Below are 15,763 nucleotides of genomic sequence, written 5' to 3'. Positions count from 1 at the left end.
GATGTACTGTGGCGAAATCACGTCCAGGAACTCGCTGCCGGCAGGCATGCCCAGGCGGTTGATCTCGATGAGCAGCTGGCGCGCAATGCGCAGGCCTTCGTCGATGCGGTAGCTCTCGTCGAGGTAGGGGTCATTGATGAGTCCCTTCCAGCCCACGGTGGTGCGTGGCTTTTCGAAGTACACGCGCATCACGATTTCGAGTGTGTCGGCGTACTGGGTGCGCACGGCCATCAGGCGGCGGGCGTACTCGACGGCGGCGGCTGGGTCGTGGATGGAGCAAGGGCCAATCACAACCAGCAGGCGGTCGTCCTTGCCCGCCATGATGTTGTGGATGTTCTTGCGGGTCTGGGTGATCAGCGACTCAACCGGCGTGCCGCCGATCGGGAAGAAGCGGATCAGATGCTCGGGAGGAGGCAACACGGTGATGTCCTTGATACGTTCGTCGTCGGTCTGGCTGGTTTTTTCGACGCTGCGGTACCAGGCATCGCTGGTGGGGTTGGTAGTGGCCGTCATGGTTGCTTCCTCGTGGAGTCGGTTGGAGTGGATGGAAAAACGGGAGGGCTGAAAAACAAAAACCGCCGGGCTTTGCAGCGTCGGCGGTTGGTATGGGGAGGTTGTGTGTGCTTGTGCGTTTTCCTCTCATCCGCCGGGGACCGAGATAAAAAACCAAAAATAAAACGCGCTGCGAACTTGCATAGAAAGCAATGTAGCACAGGAGTGCGGCAGTTCAGCACCCTCGGCATGTTGCAAATGCACGACATCCACTCGCCCCAAAAGCGCCAGACCAGAGCGATTCACCGGCGTCCACCCCGAAACCATGCACGCAAGCGCTGCAACGCCGAGGGCTTGCGCGGCGGCGGCACGTCTTGCAAGTCGCTCGCAGGATTGGTCTGGTGCTCGTACATGTCGATGAGCAGCAGCGCTTCGCCCAAGGTCCGCCAGGCCAGCAGCTCGAACTGGTCAAAGCTTTCGCTTTCTTTGGTGCTGCGCCGCTCCAGCATCAGTTGCCAGTCTGCAATGGCGTTGCGCAGCTCGCGCAGTGCACGCTGGTAGGCGCCAAACTCGTACAGCGCGTGCCACGCTGAGCCCAGGCCAGTCAAAAACAGCTGATGTTCACGCGCGCTGTGCGACAAGGTCACCACGCGGCGCGTGATCTCGGTGGTGTCCGTACTGGTGCGGCGGATGCGAACTGCCTCGTCGATCTGCGAGGACAACGCACCAAGGCTGTCACGCAGCTGGCGCGAGTCCTCGTCGGCAACGCCCTCGCGCAAAAAGCGGCTGATGTCTCCAAACGACTGGAGCGTCAGCAATTGACTGGGGCGCGTGGCAGGCATGGTGTCACCCATTGTGCGCTGGCCGACGCGCAGTACAAGCCCCGAAAAGCGGGTGAAAACGCGAAGTCACGCACCACCCCAGGTCTGCCGGCAGGCTGCCAACGCTACCCTCAGGCCGTACCGCCCACCGTCAAGCCTTCGATGCGCAGCGTGGGTTGCCCCACGCCCACGGGCACGCTCTGGCCTTCCTTGCCGCAGGTACCCACGCCGCTGTCGAGGCGCATGTCGTTACCGATCATGGTCACCTTCTTGAGCGAGTCGGGGCCGCTGCCGATGATGGTGGCGCCCTTGACGGGGTACTGGATCTTGCCGTTTTCCACCCAGTACGCTTCGCTGGCCGAGAACACGAACTTGCCCGAGGTGATGTCCACCTGSCCGCCGCCGAAGTTGCTGGCGTACAGGCCCTTCTTGATGCTGGCGATGATCTCTTGCGGGTCCTTGTCGCCGCCCAGCATGTAGGTGTTGGTCATGCGCGGCATGGGGATGTGGGCATAGCTTTCGCGGCGGCCGTTGCCGGTGGGTGCCACACCCATCAGGCGTGCGTTCAGCGAGTCCTGGATGTAGCCCTTCAAGATGCCATCCTCGATCAGCACATTGCGCTGGCTGGCATGGCCTTCGTCATCCACGTTCAGCGAACCTCGGCGGTCGGCAATGGTGCCGTCGTCCAGCACAGTGACACCCTTGGCAGCCACGCGCTGGCCAATGCGGCCACTGAACGCGCTGGAGCCCTTGCGGTTGAAGTCGCCTTCCAGCCCGTGGCCGATGGCCTCGTGAAGCAGGATACCGGGCCAGCCTGAGCCSAGCACCACGGTCATCTCGCCCGCCGGGGCGGGGCGAGATTCCAGATTGACCAGGGCCGCGTTCACGGCCTCGTCAACGTACTTACCCATTTGCTCGTCGTCGAAGTAGGCGAGACCAAAACGACCACCGCCGCCAGCAGAGCCCATCTCACGTCGGCCGTTCTGCTCGGCAATCACCGTGACCGACAGCCGCACGAGCGGTCGCACATCGGCCGCCAGGGTGCCATCGGCGCGCGCCACCAGCACCACGTCGTATTCACTGGCCAGCCCCGCCATCACCTGCGCCACGCGCGGGTCCTTGGCCCGGGCGCGCTGCTCCAGCCGCTCCAGCAGCGCCACCTTGGCCGTGCTGTCCAGCGAGGCAATCGGGTCCACGCCCGGGTACAGGCTGCGGCTGGATGCTACCTTTTTAGGAGCTACCCGCACTTTGCCTGCGTTCGCTATAGACGAAATAGACCGTACGGTGCGCGCTGCGTCCAGCAGCGATGCCTCGGAGATGTCGTCCGAATAGGCAAAGGCCGTCTTCTCGCCACTGACAGCACGCACCCCCACGCCCTGGTCGATGCTGAAGGAGCCTGTCTTGACGATGCCCTCTTCCAGGCTCCAGCCTTCACTGCGGGTGTACTGGAAGTACAGGTCTGCATCGTCCACTTGGTGGGTGCGGATCTCGGCCAGTGCGCGGGCGAGGTGGCCTTCGTCCAGGCCAAAAGGGGTCAGCAGCAGTTCACGGGCAACATCAATGCGCTGGCTGGTGGCCGCACGCTGGGGCGCGGCAGTGGTGGAGCGGAAAGTCATCGAAGCATTTTAGGCGCCTGACCAGCCCCTGCCCGTGTGGAGCCCACATGTCCCTATTTGACCCTGGCGCCCCGTCAGCGCCGCCCCGCCGCCTTACGCGGCGGTCTGGTCATCCAGGCCGGCCTCGGTCGCATGGGCCTGCACCGACTCGATGCCCGCGTCCCGGGCCTTGGCACCGGAGTACATCTGGCTTTGGCCAATCACCTGGCCATTGGCGGCCTTCAACGTGAAATATGGCGCTCCGTTCTTGGCACTGAGCCTGCCAAAACGGCCATCGTTCGGAGCGTTCTTGCGCACCGCCTCGATACCACCAAGCGCGCTGGCTCGAGACTCGTACATCTCGCTGGTCAGGATGACCTGACCGTTGGCGGCCAGCAGGTTGAAGACAAACTTGTCGTTTTTCGACTTCTTGAGCTCGAACTTCGCCGCCATGGGGAAACCCTCCGGATGCTGAGCGGCCAAAACACGGTTGGCCAGCCGGTTTGTACCCCGAGGGCGTGTTCCAGGCAACCAGGCCCACAAGGCCCTACAGTGCTGCCGGGAGAGGATCCTTGGTTTCCTGCTTCTGGGATCGCGCCACCGACATCAGGATGCCCAGTGCCAGCCCTAGCGTCACCATGGCGGTGCCGCCATAGCTGATGAAGGGCAAGGGGACGCCCACCACCGGCAGGATGCCACTCACCATGCCCATGTTCACAAAGGCATAGGTGAAAAAGATCATAGATACCGCGCCCCCCATGAGGCGGCCAAACAAGGTAGTGGCGCCTGCGGCAATGGCCAGGCCGCGCCAGACCAGCAGCAGAAAACTCACCAGCAGGAACAAGTTGCCCGCCAGGCCAAACTCTTCCGAATAGGCGGCAAAAATGAAGTCGGTGGTGCGCTCGGGGATGAACTCCAGGTGGGTCTGAGTACCCGCCATGAAGCCCTTGCCCCACAGGCCGCCCGAGCCGATGGCGATCATGCCCTGGATGATGTGAAAGCCCTTGCCCAGCGGGTCGCGGGTGGGGTCCAGCAAGGTGCAGATGCGCTGCTGCTGGTAGTCGTGCAGCACCACCCATCGCACGCCATCCGCGCACAGCTGGTCGCCCAGCAGCACCAGGGTAGCAATGCCCACACCGCCAATCAGCACCGGGGGCAAGATCAGCTTCCAGGACAGGCCCGCAAAAAAGATCACCGAGAGCCCCGCAGCCAGCACCAGCAGCGAGGTACCGAGGTCGGGCTGCTTCATGACCAGGCCCACTGGAACCGCCAGCAGCAGGCCCGCCGCCGCAAAGTCCAAGGGACGCAGCGTGCCCTCGCGCTTCTGGAACCACCAAGCCAGCATCAGTGGCATGGCGATCTTGAGGATTTCGCTGGGCTGGATCACGATACCCACGTTGATCCAGCGCGTAGCCCCTTTTTTGGTGATGCCAAACAGCGCCACCGCCACCAGCAGGGCCACCCCGGTCAGGTACAGCGGCACGGCGCAAGCCATGATTTTCTGGGGGGGCACCTGGGCCACCATGAACAGGATGGCTCCTGCAATCAGCATGTTGCGCCCGTGGTCCACAAACCGCGTGCCGTGGTCATAACCCGACGAATACATGGCCAGCAACCCCGCGCTGGCCAGCATCAGCACCAGCAACAGGAGGGGAAGGTCAAAGCCCCGGAACAGGGGTGCCAGACGCTGGACGAGCGTGGGCTTTTCAAAAACGACGGCCATTCCCCGATTATCGGGGGGATGCCGGGCGTCAGAGCAGCCAACGCCCTGGCAGAGAGATCGCCAACAGCGGCACTACCCTGCCTGCCGGAAGGCCATCACGGCCTGGTTGCGCAGGGTGCGCAGCAGGCCCAGGGCCTTGTCATCCACCACAATGCCCCCCGGTGTGGCCTGATCGGCATAGATGAGGGCAAAGGGCTGCCCCTTGATTTGCAGCGGCAGCAGCAGGAACGACGGTGCATTGACGCCCTTGCGGTACCACTCGGGCAGCCGCGCCTGCATGCGGGGCTCGGTGGCGTCGTTGATCAGGGTGTCTGCACCGCGCAGGCACACGGCGGCAAACAGGTCGCCCTGGGCCTTGAGGGGTACCTTGAGGGCCCGCACGGCCACCTCGCTGCCCTCCCCCAGGCCAAAGCGCCCGGTCAACATGTCGGTGCGGGCCTCGCGCAGGCAAAACACCATGCGTCGGAAACCCAGCGCGCGGAACATGGTCTCCAGGATCATGCGCAGTACGTCGTTGAGCTGAAAACTCTCGACCATGGCGTTGGTGATGTCCTGAATGCCTGCAGCCAGCACCTCATTGACCTGCGCCACCGACACCGCCCCTCCGGCCTGGGACTCCAGCACGGCAGGCAGGGGCTGGGTTTCGTTCACGCGCAACTCGTGGGCGCCCAGCGCGTCATCGGGGGCCACAGACGCACCCGCAGCCGACGGCAGCTTGAGCAGGCGGGCGGCTGGTGTGTCCGGCGCCACGCGCAGGTCCAGCGCCTCGGCCAGTGCCACCAGCTTGTGGCGCGCACGCAGGGTGGCTTCGGCAATGGCCTCAGCCGACAGCGCCAGCGTGCGTGCGTAGCGCATGCCCACTTGGCCCAGCTGCCCCTCCAGCTGAGCAGGTTCGCAGAACAGCAAGGCGCTGGCGACCTCGTTGGCCGCCATGGCCGCCCAGCGCAGGCGCTCCACCCCCTGCTCGGGCGCGCGCTGCATGGGTGAGCCCAGCGGCTTGCGCATGCAGCGCTGCAGGCTTTCGGGCAGACCCCAGACACGCGCCACGCCCACTCCCAGATCCTCAAACCCCAGGCCCAGCACCTGTACCGATGCAGCCTCTTCCCCGCCCTCCATGCGCCCCGAGGCCACCAGGCTGCGCACCTGCCGGGCCTCTTCAGGAAAGTAGAACTCGCACAGCATGCGCCCCAGGTTCTGGAACATCGCCCCGATGAAGGCCTCCTCGGCCGCCTGGCTGGTGCTGCACAGCTCGGCCGCGACCGAGCCCGCCATCATGGCGCGCAAAAATTCCTCGCGCATCTGGCTGGCATGGGCCTTGTCCTGCATGTGGTCCAGCAACACCAGGCTCAGCGCCATGTTCCGCACTGCATTGAAGCCCACCAGGCTCACCGCGCGCGACACGGTGCTGATGGTGCCCCGGCTGGCGTGGGCGTAATGCACGCTATTGACCAGACGCAGCAGCTTGTTGGTGAGCGCCACGTCTTTCAGGATCTCGTGGGTCAGGTCGCTGATGCTGTCGTCTTCCGAATTGGCCACACGCTGGATGCGGGCCACAGAATCCGACAAGGCCGGGAAGTCGCTCTTGTGGCGCATGCGCCGCAGCAAAAAGTCCAGCGTGGCGTTGCTCGCGGCCGATGGCGCACTGGCCGGAGCCGCCCAGGCACGCAGCGCATCCCGAAAGTCCGCCGCCGTGGCGTAGCGCTGCGCGGGGTCGCGTGCCATGGCCCGCTGCAGGATGGCGCGCAGGCCGTCGTCCACGCCCGGCCCCAAGTCGGCGGGCAGCGCCAGGTTTTCGTTGGCAATGCGGTACAGCGCCTGCCAGGTGTCTTTTTGGTGGATGAGGGGGCGCCCGGTCAGCATCTCGATGAGCACCAACGCGGCGGAATACACGTCCATCCCCGGGGTGGGTGCAGCGCCCGCCGCTGCCTCCGGTGCCATGTAGGCGGGCGTGCCGCTGGCCAGCTGGGCATCGGGCGCTGCCTGCACGGGGGCCGCCATGCCAAAGTCCATCACCCGGGCGTGCCGGTGCGCATCGATCATGATGTTGGACGGCTTGAGATCGCGGTGCACGATACCCGCCTGGTGGGCGGCATGCAAGCCATCAAGCACATCCACCAAAAGTGCCACGGCGTCATGCGGCGTACAGCGCCCCTGCTGGGCCAGGTGTTCGGCCAGCGTGTGGCCTGGCACGTACTCGAACACGATATAGGGCTGCGAGCCCTGCACGTCGGCCTCGAACACCGGCACGATGTAGGGGTGGGCCAGGCGCCCGACATGGCGCGCCTCGCGCAGCCACTGCTCCAGCACGGAAGGGTCCTGGTCCTGCATGGGGCGCATGAGTTTGATGGCCACTTCGCGCTGCAGACGGGGGTCCAGCGCCAGCCACACGGTGGCCTGGGCGCCCCGGCCCAGCTGCTTCTTGAGCTCAAACCGACCCAGCGAGGCAGGCGGCTTATCGCCTGATCCGAGCGCCCATCGTCTGGCAGTGGAAAGCGGGGCAAAATCGGTCATGGTGCGGGTAGCAAAACCAGGCGCCGCACGGTGTGGCGCCCCGGTACGCACATCTTATGCCTGCGCCAGCCCGGTTAAAGCAGTGATTCCCCTGCCCCGATCACTTTCTGTCTCATGACCACCACCCACCTGCTGTACCTGCACGGTTTTCGCTCGTCCCCATCGTCGTCCAAGGCCCGCCAGACTGCGGCCTACATGGCAGCCCACCACCCCTCCGTGACCTTCTGGTGCCCCCAGTTGCCGCCATCGCCGCGGGCCGCCATGGCGCTGGTGGCGCAGGGCATTGCCGATTGGCCCCAGCCGTCCATGGCCGTGATCGGCTCTTCGTTGGGCGGCTTCTACGCCAGCTGGGTGGCGCAGCACGCGGGCTGCCCCAGCGTGATGCTCAACCCCGCCGTGGACCCGGCACGCGACCTGGCCCGCTACATCGGCGAGCAAACCACCTGGCACGACCCGAACGAGCGGTTTTATTTTCTGCCGGAGTACATCGACGAGTTGCAGGCCCTGGACATGCGGGGTCGCTCGCCCGCGGCCCCTGAGCTGGCCATCATTGCCAAGGGCGACGAAGTGCTGGACTGGCGCGAGATGGTGGGGCGCTACCCGCAGGCCAAGCAGGTGGTACTGGAGGGAGGCGACCACGCGCTGGGCAATTATGGGGACTACCTGCCCTTGTTGAGCAAGTTTCTGCGGTTGGCCTGAATGCGCGGCGGCCGTCCGCCACGCATTCGGTCAGGGCTTGAGGTGCGACGAAATCCGCCGACCCTGCTCCCGCCACCGCTCATAGTCCGCCGGGTATGCAGCACGGTATCGCTTGAGGTGAAACGCAGCCTCGTCGTCCAGCCCTAGCATCGTGGCGCTTTCGATCAGCGGCTCGATCACCCGGGGTTCGGGCGAGAAGTGCAGCAGCTTGTTGGCCACCCCAAAGACTTGGCCCGCATTGCTGGGTGAAAGCTCGATGGTGGTCAGCAGCGCAAAATCGACTTGATCGGTGAAGAAGGGGGTGTTACCCACCTTGCGAACGGTGTCCTGGCGCAGGGACGGCGGCCGGTCGGCGAGCGGTTTGTACAACTGGCCGACGCGATAAAAATCCCAGCCCACGTAGGCCCCTGTTGCCAGAGCGGCCACGATAATGCCGGCCGCCCCCCGGCGTGCGCCCAGCGAGCGTGCCCAGCCGGGCAGCTGCCAGCGCCACAGCAACGCGACAGCCAGCACCGTGACCAGCTGGAACGGCCCGTACCACAGCGGAAACTCCAGCAGGCTGTGCAGACCCAGCGGCGCCAAGATGCCCCAGGCCAGTTGCCGCGCTGGATCGGTCTCGCGCCAGGGCTTTTCGCGCAGCACCCACACCACCACCACGGCACAAAAGATCAGCGCCACCGGCACGCCCAGCTCCACCGCAAGGTGCAGGGGCAGGTTGTGGGCGTTGTCCAGCAGCACACAAAACCGCTCGCCCGGGAACACGGTGACGTAGTGCGCGTAGTCCAGCTCCCCCCAGCCCCAGCCCACCCAGGGCTTTTGGGCGATCAGGTGCAGCACATTGGCCCACAGCACGCGGCGGCTGGTGCAACCAGGCTCTTCGTCGAGGATGCGCACAAACAGCCCATCCGATGCGAACCCGGTCCAGTCCAGCAGTAAACGGGGCAGCAGCCAGGCCGCTGCGCCATACAACACGAGGCCAACCAGTCCCAGCCCCAGAGCAAGGCGCCCCCAAGACACCCGCCAGCAGAAAATCAGACCCAGCATCAACAGCCACTGTGCAGCCCCGGTACGCGACGCCGTGGCCGCGCTCGACATCGCCAGCAATGCCAGCCCACAAGCCACCAGCACACTGGTCGCCCAGCCGGGCCACGCCGTGCCTCCCTGGTGTGGCCCGGCAGGGCCGGGGTGTTCCAGACGCCCCTGCACCTGGACCAGGGTCCACAGCAAGGCCCACACACCCAGGCTCAACAGCGTGGCCTGCTGATTGCGCTGGCGCACGTTGCCAATGGCCTGGCCCAGGGTGGAGGGCTGCACTCCTGGCAGGCCAGGGTCCCCCAGAAAGTACTGCAGCAGCCCGATGCCTGCACTGATCAGTGCCGCTACGAGAAGGCCCGCCGCCAGCATCCGGCTCGACACTAGGGCTGGCGCAACCCCGGTCTCCCCTTCCTGATACCGCCCAGGCGAACTGCCGCAGCGAGCCAGGGCCAGCAGCACCAGCACCGCGCCGCAGCCCCAGGACGCCAGCAGGGGCCAGAAGTTGTTGATGGGGGCCTGCGTGAAGCAGAACAGGAACGGCAGCGCCAGTGCCAGCAGTGTCAGCGGCGTGGCCATGGTGGCAAAGGGCATGGGATGGCAGGTCGGGCAGAAAGGGCGCGCCGTGGATCATATGCGCGGCTGCCCGGGTACCCGCTGGCGCCCATGGGACAATCGCCGCCATGCACGCATTGTTTGAAGAAGCCGGCAAATTTCTCGCCGGCCGTATCCTGTCCGAAGCCGATACCTCCGCCCAAGTGGAGCTGGACTCGGGCAAACGGGTCAAGGTCAAGGCCGCCCACATCCTCCTGAAGTTCGAAAAACCCGCCCCGGCAGAACTCGTCGCCCAGGCCCAGGCCGTGGCCGAGACCATCGAGCTGGACCTGGCCTGGGAGTTCGCGCCCGAAGACGAATTTGGCTTTGCCGACCTGGCGCGAGACTATTTCTCCGAGAACGCCACGCTGGCCCAGCAGGCCGGTGCGCTGTTCCGCCTGTACGACGCGCCCCACTACTTCCGCCGCGCGGGCAAGGGCCGCTTCAAGAAGGCCTCGGCCGAGATCCTGCAGCAGGCGCTGGCCGCCATCGAGAAGAAAAAGGCCATCCTGGCGCAGATCGACGAGTGGGCCGCAGCGCTCGGACGCGGCGAATGCCCGCAGCCCATCCGCGACCAGCTCTACAAGATCTTGTTCAAGCCGGACAAGAACGCGCCCGAATACAAGGCCGTGGTCGAGGCCAGCCGCGCCACGCACACCGCACCGCTGGACCTGCTGCAAAAAGCGGGTGCCATCGACTCGGCCTACCAGTTCCACTGGAAGCGCTTTCTGTTCGAGAACTTCCCCAAGGGCACGGGCTTTCCCGCGCTCACGGCGCCCGTCATTGCCGACGAGCTGCCGCTGTCGTCCGCACAGGCGTACTCCATCGACGATTCGCAGACCACCGAAATCGACGATGCGCTGTCGGTACAAGGCCTGGGCACCGGCACCGTGGTGCTGGGCATCCACATCGCCGCACCCGGCCTGGCCATCCAGCCGGGCAGCGCCATCGACCAGCTCGGACGCGCCCGCCTGTCCACCGTGTACATGCCGGGCTACAAGATCACCATGCTGCCGGATGACGTGGTGCAGACCTACACGCTGGACGAAGGCCGCGCCAACCCGGCCGTGTCTCTATATGTGACCATCGACGAGGCCACACTGGAGTTCAAGGGCTCCGCAACCAAGCTGGAGCGCGTGCACGTGGCCGCCAACCTGCGCCACGACCAGCTCGATGCGGTGGTGACCGAAGAATGGCTGTCCAACCCGGCGTTTGAGCACCAAAACGACCCCAAGCGCTTGTCCGAATTGCGCCCACAGCTATCCTTTTTGCACCGCCTCGCCAAGGACCTCAAGGCCCGTCGCGAAGTGGTGCGTGGCAAGCCCGAGAACTTCAACCGGCCGGACTACAACTTCCGTCTGGTCGGCAACAACGGTGCCGAGCCCACGGGCGATGAACAAGTGCAGATCAGCGTTCGCCAGCGCGGCGCGCCACTCGACCTGATCGTGGCCGAGGCCATGATCGTGGCCAACAGCACCTGGGGCAGCTGGATGGCCGAGCTGGGCGTGCCCGGCATCTACCGCAGCCAGGCCAGCATGGCGCCGGGCGTGAAGGTGCGCATGGGCACCAAGGCGCTGCCGCACGCAGGCATCGGTGTCAAAGCCTATTCGTGGGCCACATCGCCCCTGCGCCGCTACACCGATCTGGTGAACCAGTGGCAGATCATTGCCTGCGCCCGCCATGGCAAGACCGCCGCACTGGCCGCGCCCTTCAAGCCCAAGGACGCCGACCTGTTCTCCATCATCAGCAGCTTCGATGCGGCCTACAGCGCCTACAACGGCTACCAGGCCGGCATGGAACGCTTCTGGACGCTCAAGTACGTGGAGCAGAACGGCATCACCGAGCTGAACGCCACGGTCTTCAAGGAAGGCCCGGGCGGCAGTTTCCTTGTCCGCGCCGACGACATTCCGCTCGTGTTCCCCGTGCTGGGCGCGCAGAACCTGCCGCGCGGCGCGCGCCTCAAGGTCAAGCTGGGCGAGGTGGACGAAATCACCCTGGACATCCACGGCACCGTGATCGAGCGCCTGGACGACCCCGCCGACACCAGCGACGATGGCCCGGTGGACGATGCCGAGGACGACGACACCGTGGCGGGGCCCATCGCCATTGCGGTGGACGTGAACGAGGCCCCCGCAGACGCCACTGCAGCAGCACCGGCCGCCTAAGCCCCGGACAGCCCCTGATAATTGCCGGCGATGAAACTCCCTGCCTTCCTCCGCACCTTCAGCACGCTGCAGCTTGCGCTGGGCGTCTCCATCGCCGTACACGCTGCACTCATCTCCGTGCGCTTCATTGACCCCGAGGGCTTCAACCGGGTGTTCCAGGACACGCCGCTCGAAGTCATCCTGGTCAACGCCAAGTCGAACGAGCGGCCCGACAAGGCCCAGGCGATTGCCCAGGCCAACCTGGCAGGCGGTGGCGATGCAGAGAAGGGCCGGGCCACCAGCCCCCTGCCCTATTCGGCCCTGACCACCATCGGTGACGACTACGAAGAAGCCCAGCGCAAGATGGACGCGATGCAGGAGCAGCAGGCCCAGCTGCTGGCCCAGTTGCGCAAGCAGCTGGCCACCATGCCCGCGCCCGATCCGCGCCAGGCCAGCCAGAGCGGAGAACAGGCCAGCGAGCAGGAAAAGCGCCGCCAGCTGGTCAAGCTGCTGGCCGAGATAGAAAAACGCATCAACGAAGARAACKCGCGCCCCAAGAAGCGCTACATCAGCCCCGCCACCCGCGAGGAAGCCTACGCCGTGTACTACGACGCGCTGCGCCGCAAGGTCGAGGACAAGGGCACCGAAAACTTCCCGGAGCAGGGCGGGCGCAAGCTGTACGGCGAGCTGACGATGATCGTCACCGTCAACCACGACGGCCGCGTGCTGGGCACCGAGATCGTGCAAGGCTCAGGCAACGGCACGCTGGACCGCCGCGCCGAAGCCATTGCCCGCGCCGCAGGGCCGTTTGGCGCCTTTGATGCCGAGATGCGCAAGAAGGCCGACCAGATCGCCATGGTGGCGCGCTTCAAGTTCACCCGCGACCAGACCCTGGAAACCGTTGTGAAGTAACTGCCCGGCGGGTGCGCAGCGAGGCCCTTCTCGCAGGCCGCCAAGGCCTCCACGCCCACCTGCCCGCCCCACAGAACACACAGCACGGCCGCCCGTACCGCCAGCCCCACGCCGCCCTAGCCACCCATGACATCTCCCGCCTCCCCTGCCGACCTGTACTGCGTGATGGGCAACCCGGTCGCCCACAGCCGCTCGCCTGCCATCCACGCCCGTTTTGCCGAGCTGACCGGTGAACACATTGTCTACGAACGCCGCCTGGTGCCCATGGATGGGTTTGCCCAAGGCGTGCGCGCGTTCGCGGCAGAGGGCGGGCGCGGCTGTAACGTCACCGTGCCCTTCAAGACCGACGCGCCGGGCCTGGCGACCGAGTGCAGCGAACGCGTGCGGCTGGCGGGCGCCGCCAACACGCTCACCTTTCGCGCCGACGGCAGCATCTACGCCGACAACACCGACGGTCTGGGCCTGGTGGCCGACATCACGCACAACGCAGGGGTGTCGCTGGCCGGGCGCGACGTACTGCTGGTGGGTGCCGGTGGCGCGGCCGCAGGTGTGCTGGGCCCGCTGCTGCTGGCAGGCGCCCGCCACATCACCGTGGCCAACCGCACCCTGGCCAAGGCGCAAGCGCTGGTGCAGTCGCACAGCGCACTGGCAGCGCTACAAAAAGCAGAGCTGTCGGCACAAGATCCACTAGCGCTATCGGCCAATTTCGATGTGATCATCAACGCCACGGCCAGCAGCCTCTCTGGCGGCGGTGTGCCGGTCCCCGCCAGCGTGCTGCGCCCGGGCGCTCTGGCCTACGACATGATGTACGGCCCCGCAGCGCAAGGCTTCCTCGACTGGGCGCGCCAGCACGGTGCGGAGCCCCGTGACGGCCTGGGCATGCTGGTGGAACAGGCCGCTGAAGCCTTCTTGCTGTGGCGCGGTGTGCGCCCGCCTTCGGCCCAGGTGCTGCGCGAAATGCAGCAATCCATGGCCGCCTGAGCCCCGAGGACGCCCCGATGAAAGCCGTGCTGCGCTGGCTGGGACTGCTGGTGATCGCCTTCGTGGCGTTGCAGCTGTTCTTCGTGCTGCGCATTGCCGCCATGGTGGCGATCAACCCCCAATCCACCACCTTCCAACGCTCTGAAGCCTGGACGCTACTGGCCAGCAAAGGCCACGTGCCCTGGCGCCAGCAATGGGTGCCGTACGCGGACATCTCCGACCACCTCAAGCGCGCCGTCATTGCCTCGGAAGACGATGGTTTTGTGAACCACGACGGCGTGGACTGGAACGCCATCGAAAAAGCCTGGGAGCGCAACGCCAAGGCCGAAGCCCTGGCCAGCAAGGCGCAGGCCCGTGCCCCCGAGCGCCCGGTGCGTGCGCCCAAGATCCGGGGTGGCTCCACCATCACCCAGCAGCTGGCCAAAAACCTGCTGCTATCGGGCGAACGCACGCTGCTGCGCAAGGGCCAGGAGTTCGTGCTCACACTGGCGCTGGAGCAGTTGCTCTCCAAGCAGCGCATCCTGGAGATCTACCTCAACAACGTGGAATGGGGCGAAGGCGTGTTCGGCGCCGAGGCGGCCGCGCAGCACTACTTCCGCAAAAGCGCCAGCCGCCTGGGCACTGCCGAAGCCGCGCGCCTGGCCGTGATGCTGCCCGCGCCCAAGCGCTTTGAGAAAACGCCCGGCTCGGCGTATCTGGCAGGACGGACACGCACGATCCTGGGACGCATGGGCGGCGCAGAGCTGCCCTGAAGCCGGCTGTCGGCAGCGTCACCCACGCCGCTGCAGCCATAGCGCGGACGCTCCGTCCGGCCGCAGCGTCACTTGAAACCTGGGGGCCCGCACGGCGCCCCCGACCGGCAGCCGCACCGTGTACCGCTGCAACAGCATGGCCGCCAGCAGCGTCATCTCCAGCATCGCAAAGTGCTGGCCAATGCACACGCGAGGCCCCAGGCCGAACGGAATCCACGCGCCCCGAGGAATGGACGGAGCGCCGTCCAGAAACCGCTCGGGCACAAAACGGTCCGGCTCGGCAAACCAGCGCGCATCGCGGTGCAGCACCCAAGGGGTGATGCGCAGCATGGCGCCCCGGGGGACCGGCACGCCGCCCAGCGTGATGGGCGCGGTGGTGCGGCGGCTCATCAGCGCGGCGATGGGGGGGTACAGGCGCAGCGCCTCTTTGAGCGTGGCGCCCAGCCAGGGCAGTTGGGCCAGATGCTCGGGGCCGGGGGTGCCGCCCTGCAGCACGGCATCAACCTCCGCCTGGGCACGCTGCGCGGCCTCGGGGTGTGGGGCCATGAGCAGGGTCCACCACAGCAGCGTGGTGGCGCTGGTTTCGTGCCCGGCCTGGAAGCTGACGATGCACTGGTCAAACACCTCTTGCGCAGACAAGGCCTCGCCGGTTTCCTCGTCGCGCAGGGCCAGCAGCATCTGCAGCAGGTCCGTGCGCGCAGGGGCATCGGGCGGGGGCACCTCGGCCTGGCGGGCATGGATGTGGCGCCACACCAGCCCCTTCAACGACCGGATAGCCCGCCGCTTGGCCGCCTTGCCCGGCAGGGGCAGCCAGTCGGGCAGCGTGAAGGGCATGAACATTTCGCGGAAGGCGGCTTCCGACAGCGTCTGCGTGGCCCAGGCGGCTTCGCGCACATCGGCCTGCGCCGAGGTGCTGAACAGCGTGCGCAGGATCACATCCATGGCCACGTCCGTCCACAGCACGTCCACGGCCACCTGCGCGCCGGCCTGGCCCGGAGGCACGGCAGCGTCAAGCGCGCTGCGGGCGGCATCGGTCATCAGTTGTGCGTAGCCTGCCACCCGCTTGGGAGTGAAGGCGGGCATCAGCATGCGGCGCTGGCGCTGCCAGGTGGCACCTTCGGTCACCAGCACGCTCTGGCCAAACACTTCTTCAAACACCGCAATGCCACGCTCCCAGCGGATGAGCTGGTCGGCATGGGTGACGAGTGCCTCGCGCACGAGGTCGGGGTGCATCAGGTCCCACGCATCTTCATACCCTAGTCGCATGCGGGTGAGGTCGCCATGCTCGCGCTGCAGTTGGGTGACAAAGCCCAGGTAGTCGGCCCGCATGGCGCGCAGCAGCGGCAGGCCCCACCAACGGGTTCGCGGTCCGCGTGGCGTTGCAGGCGTGGGGGGATGAGTGGGAGAAGTAACAGAGGACGTGGTGGCTGTGGGCGAGTTCATGCCCCACATGCTGCAGCGCAGCGACGAGTCGGTATTGAACGATTGCGACAGCCCCCGTCGCCTA

13 protein-coding genes are annotated in these 15,763 nt (G+C 66.2%); 5 read left to right on the top strand and 8 right to left on the bottom strand.

What is annotated here, in order from left to right; all coding sequences use genetic code 11:
- The 6 genes from AC04MI_RS12330 to AC04MI_RS12305 all read right to left on the bottom strand — a co-directional run.
- Positions 1-513, bottom strand: a 513-nt coding sequence (locus tag AC04MI_RS12330; protein ID WP_476497880.1) for a 3-deoxy-7-phosphoheptulonate synthase, incomplete at its 3' end; no start/stop codon positions are given.
- Between the two features lie 281 nt (positions 514-794).
- Positions 795-1,334 (bottom strand): hypothetical protein, encoded by a 540-nt coding sequence (locus AC04MI_RS12325; RefSeq protein ID WP_108496900.1) that lies wholly within the window; start codon positions 1,332-1,334, stop codon positions 795-797.
- Positions 1,335-1,444: 110 nt separating this feature from the next.
- The gene (gene tldD, locus AC04MI_RS12320; protein WP_476497879.1) at positions 1,445-2,929 is read right to left on the bottom strand and encodes a metalloprotease TldD; all 1,485 of its coding nucleotides are present in this window, start codon (positions 2,927-2,929) and stop codon (positions 1,445-1,447) included.
- 93 nt (positions 2,930-3,022) lie between these two features.
- Positions 3,023-3,361 (bottom strand): YegP family protein, encoded by a 339-nt coding sequence (locus AC04MI_RS12315; protein WP_146871653.1) that lies wholly within the window; start codon positions 3,359-3,361, stop codon positions 3,023-3,025.
- A gap of 94 nt (positions 3,362-3,455) precedes the next feature.
- Positions 3,456-4,631: a rod shape-determining protein RodA gene (rodA, locus tag AC04MI_RS12310; RefSeq protein ID WP_436077605.1), complete on the bottom strand. Its 1,176-nt coding sequence runs from the start codon at positions 4,629-4,631 to the stop codon at positions 3,456-3,458.
- A 72-nt stretch (positions 4,632-4,703) separates the two neighbouring features.
- The gene (locus tag AC04MI_RS12305) at positions 4,704-7,142 is read right to left on the bottom strand and encodes a protein kinase domain-containing protein (RefSeq protein ID WP_436077604.1); all 2,439 of its coding nucleotides are present in this window, start codon (positions 7,140-7,142) and stop codon (positions 4,704-4,706) included.
- A 114-nt stretch (positions 7,143-7,256) separates the two neighbouring features.
- Here AC04MI_RS12305 and AC04MI_RS12300 point away from each other — a divergent pair, with 114 nt between their 5' ends.
- Positions 7,257-7,841 (top strand): YqiA/YcfP family alpha/beta fold hydrolase, encoded by a 585-nt coding sequence (locus AC04MI_RS12300; protein ID WP_436077603.1) that lies wholly within the window; start codon positions 7,257-7,259, stop codon positions 7,839-7,841.
- 30 nt (positions 7,842-7,871) lie between these two features.
- Here the strand turns inward: AC04MI_RS12300 and AC04MI_RS12295 are convergent, their stop codons facing one another.
- Positions 7,872-9,467, bottom strand: coding sequence for a Wzy polymerase domain-containing protein (locus tag AC04MI_RS12295; protein ID WP_436077602.1), 1,596 nt, complete (start codon positions 9,465-9,467; stop codon positions 7,872-7,874).
- A gap of 89 nt (positions 9,468-9,556) precedes the next feature.
- Here AC04MI_RS12295 and AC04MI_RS12290 point away from each other — a divergent pair, with 89 nt between their 5' ends.
- From AC04MI_RS12290 to mtgA, 4 genes are all read left to right on the top strand, one after another.
- The gene (locus AC04MI_RS12290) at positions 9,557-11,632 is read left to right on the top strand and encodes a ribonuclease catalytic domain-containing protein (RefSeq protein ID WP_395452954.1); all 2,076 of its coding nucleotides are present in this window, start codon (positions 9,557-9,559) and stop codon (positions 11,630-11,632) included.
- A 30-nt stretch (positions 11,633-11,662) separates the two neighbouring features.
- Positions 11,663-12,523: an energy transducer TonB gene (locus AC04MI_RS12285; protein WP_476497877.1), complete on the top strand. Its 861-nt coding sequence runs from the start codon at positions 11,663-11,665 to the stop codon at positions 12,521-12,523.
- A 126-nt stretch (positions 12,524-12,649) separates the two neighbouring features.
- Positions 12,650-13,504 carry a shikimate dehydrogenase gene (gene aroE / locus AC04MI_RS12280; RefSeq protein ID WP_099729301.1) on the top strand — a complete coding sequence of 285 codons (855 nt, stop codon included), beginning with the start codon at positions 12,650-12,652 and terminating at the stop codon, positions 13,502-13,504.
- Between the two features lie 17 nt (positions 13,505-13,521).
- Positions 13,522-14,256, top strand: coding sequence for a monofunctional biosynthetic peptidoglycan transglycosylase (gene mtgA, locus AC04MI_RS12275; RefSeq protein ID WP_056066393.1), 735 nt, complete (start codon positions 13,522-13,524; stop codon positions 14,254-14,256).
- A gap of 18 nt (positions 14,257-14,274) precedes the next feature.
- On the opposite strand, the gene AC04MI_RS12270 is transcribed toward mtgA, so the two are convergent.
- A complete protein-coding gene (locus AC04MI_RS12270) occupies positions 14,275-15,699 on the bottom strand; it encodes a cytochrome P450 (protein WP_436077601.1) in 1,425 nt (474 codons plus the stop codon).
- Positions 15,700-15,763: the final 64 nt, after the last annotated feature.

Source organism: Acidovorax sp. LjRoot204 (assembly GCF_056175785.1).
The sequence above is the reverse complement of the archived record's forward strand: the minus strand, read 5'-3'. Positions and strand labels throughout refer to the sequence as shown.

Coding starts and splice junctions, on each gene's coding strand:
- AC04MI_RS12290 (WP_395452954.1), top strand. CDS start 9,557: ATGCACGCATTGTTTGAAGAAGCCGGCAAATTTCTCGCCGGCCGTATC.
- aroE (WP_099729301.1), top strand. CDS start 12,650: ATGACATCTCCCGCCTCCCCTGCCGACCTGTACTGCGTGATGGGCAAC.
- AC04MI_RS12295 (WP_436077602.1), bottom strand. CDS start 9,467: ATGCCCTTTGCCACCATGGCCACGCCGCTGACACTGCTGGCACTGGCG.
- AC04MI_RS12325 (WP_108496900.1), bottom strand. CDS start 1,334: ATGCCTGCCACGCGCCCCAGTCAATTGCTGACGCTCCAGTCGTTTGGA.
- AC04MI_RS12315 (WP_146871653.1), bottom strand. CDS start 3,361: ATGGCGGCGAAGTTCGAGCTCAAGAAGTCGAAAAACGACAAGTTTGTC.
- AC04MI_RS12300 (WP_436077603.1), top strand. CDS start 7,257: ATGACCACCACCCACCTGCTGTACCTGCACGGTTTTCGCTCGTCCCCA.
- rodA (WP_436077605.1), bottom strand. CDS start 4,631: ATGGCCGTCGTTTTTGAAAAGCCCACGCTCGTCCAGCGTCTGGCACCC.
- AC04MI_RS12305 (WP_436077604.1), bottom strand. CDS start 7,142: ATGACCGATTTTGCCCCGCTTTCCACTGCCAGACGATGGGCGCTCGGA.
- mtgA (WP_056066393.1), top strand. CDS start 13,522: ATGAAAGCCGTGCTGCGCTGGCTGGGACTGCTGGTGATCGCCTTCGTG.
- AC04MI_RS12270 (WP_436077601.1), bottom strand. CDS start 15,699: ATGAACTCGCCCACAGCCACCACGTCCTCTGTTACTTCTCCCACTCAT.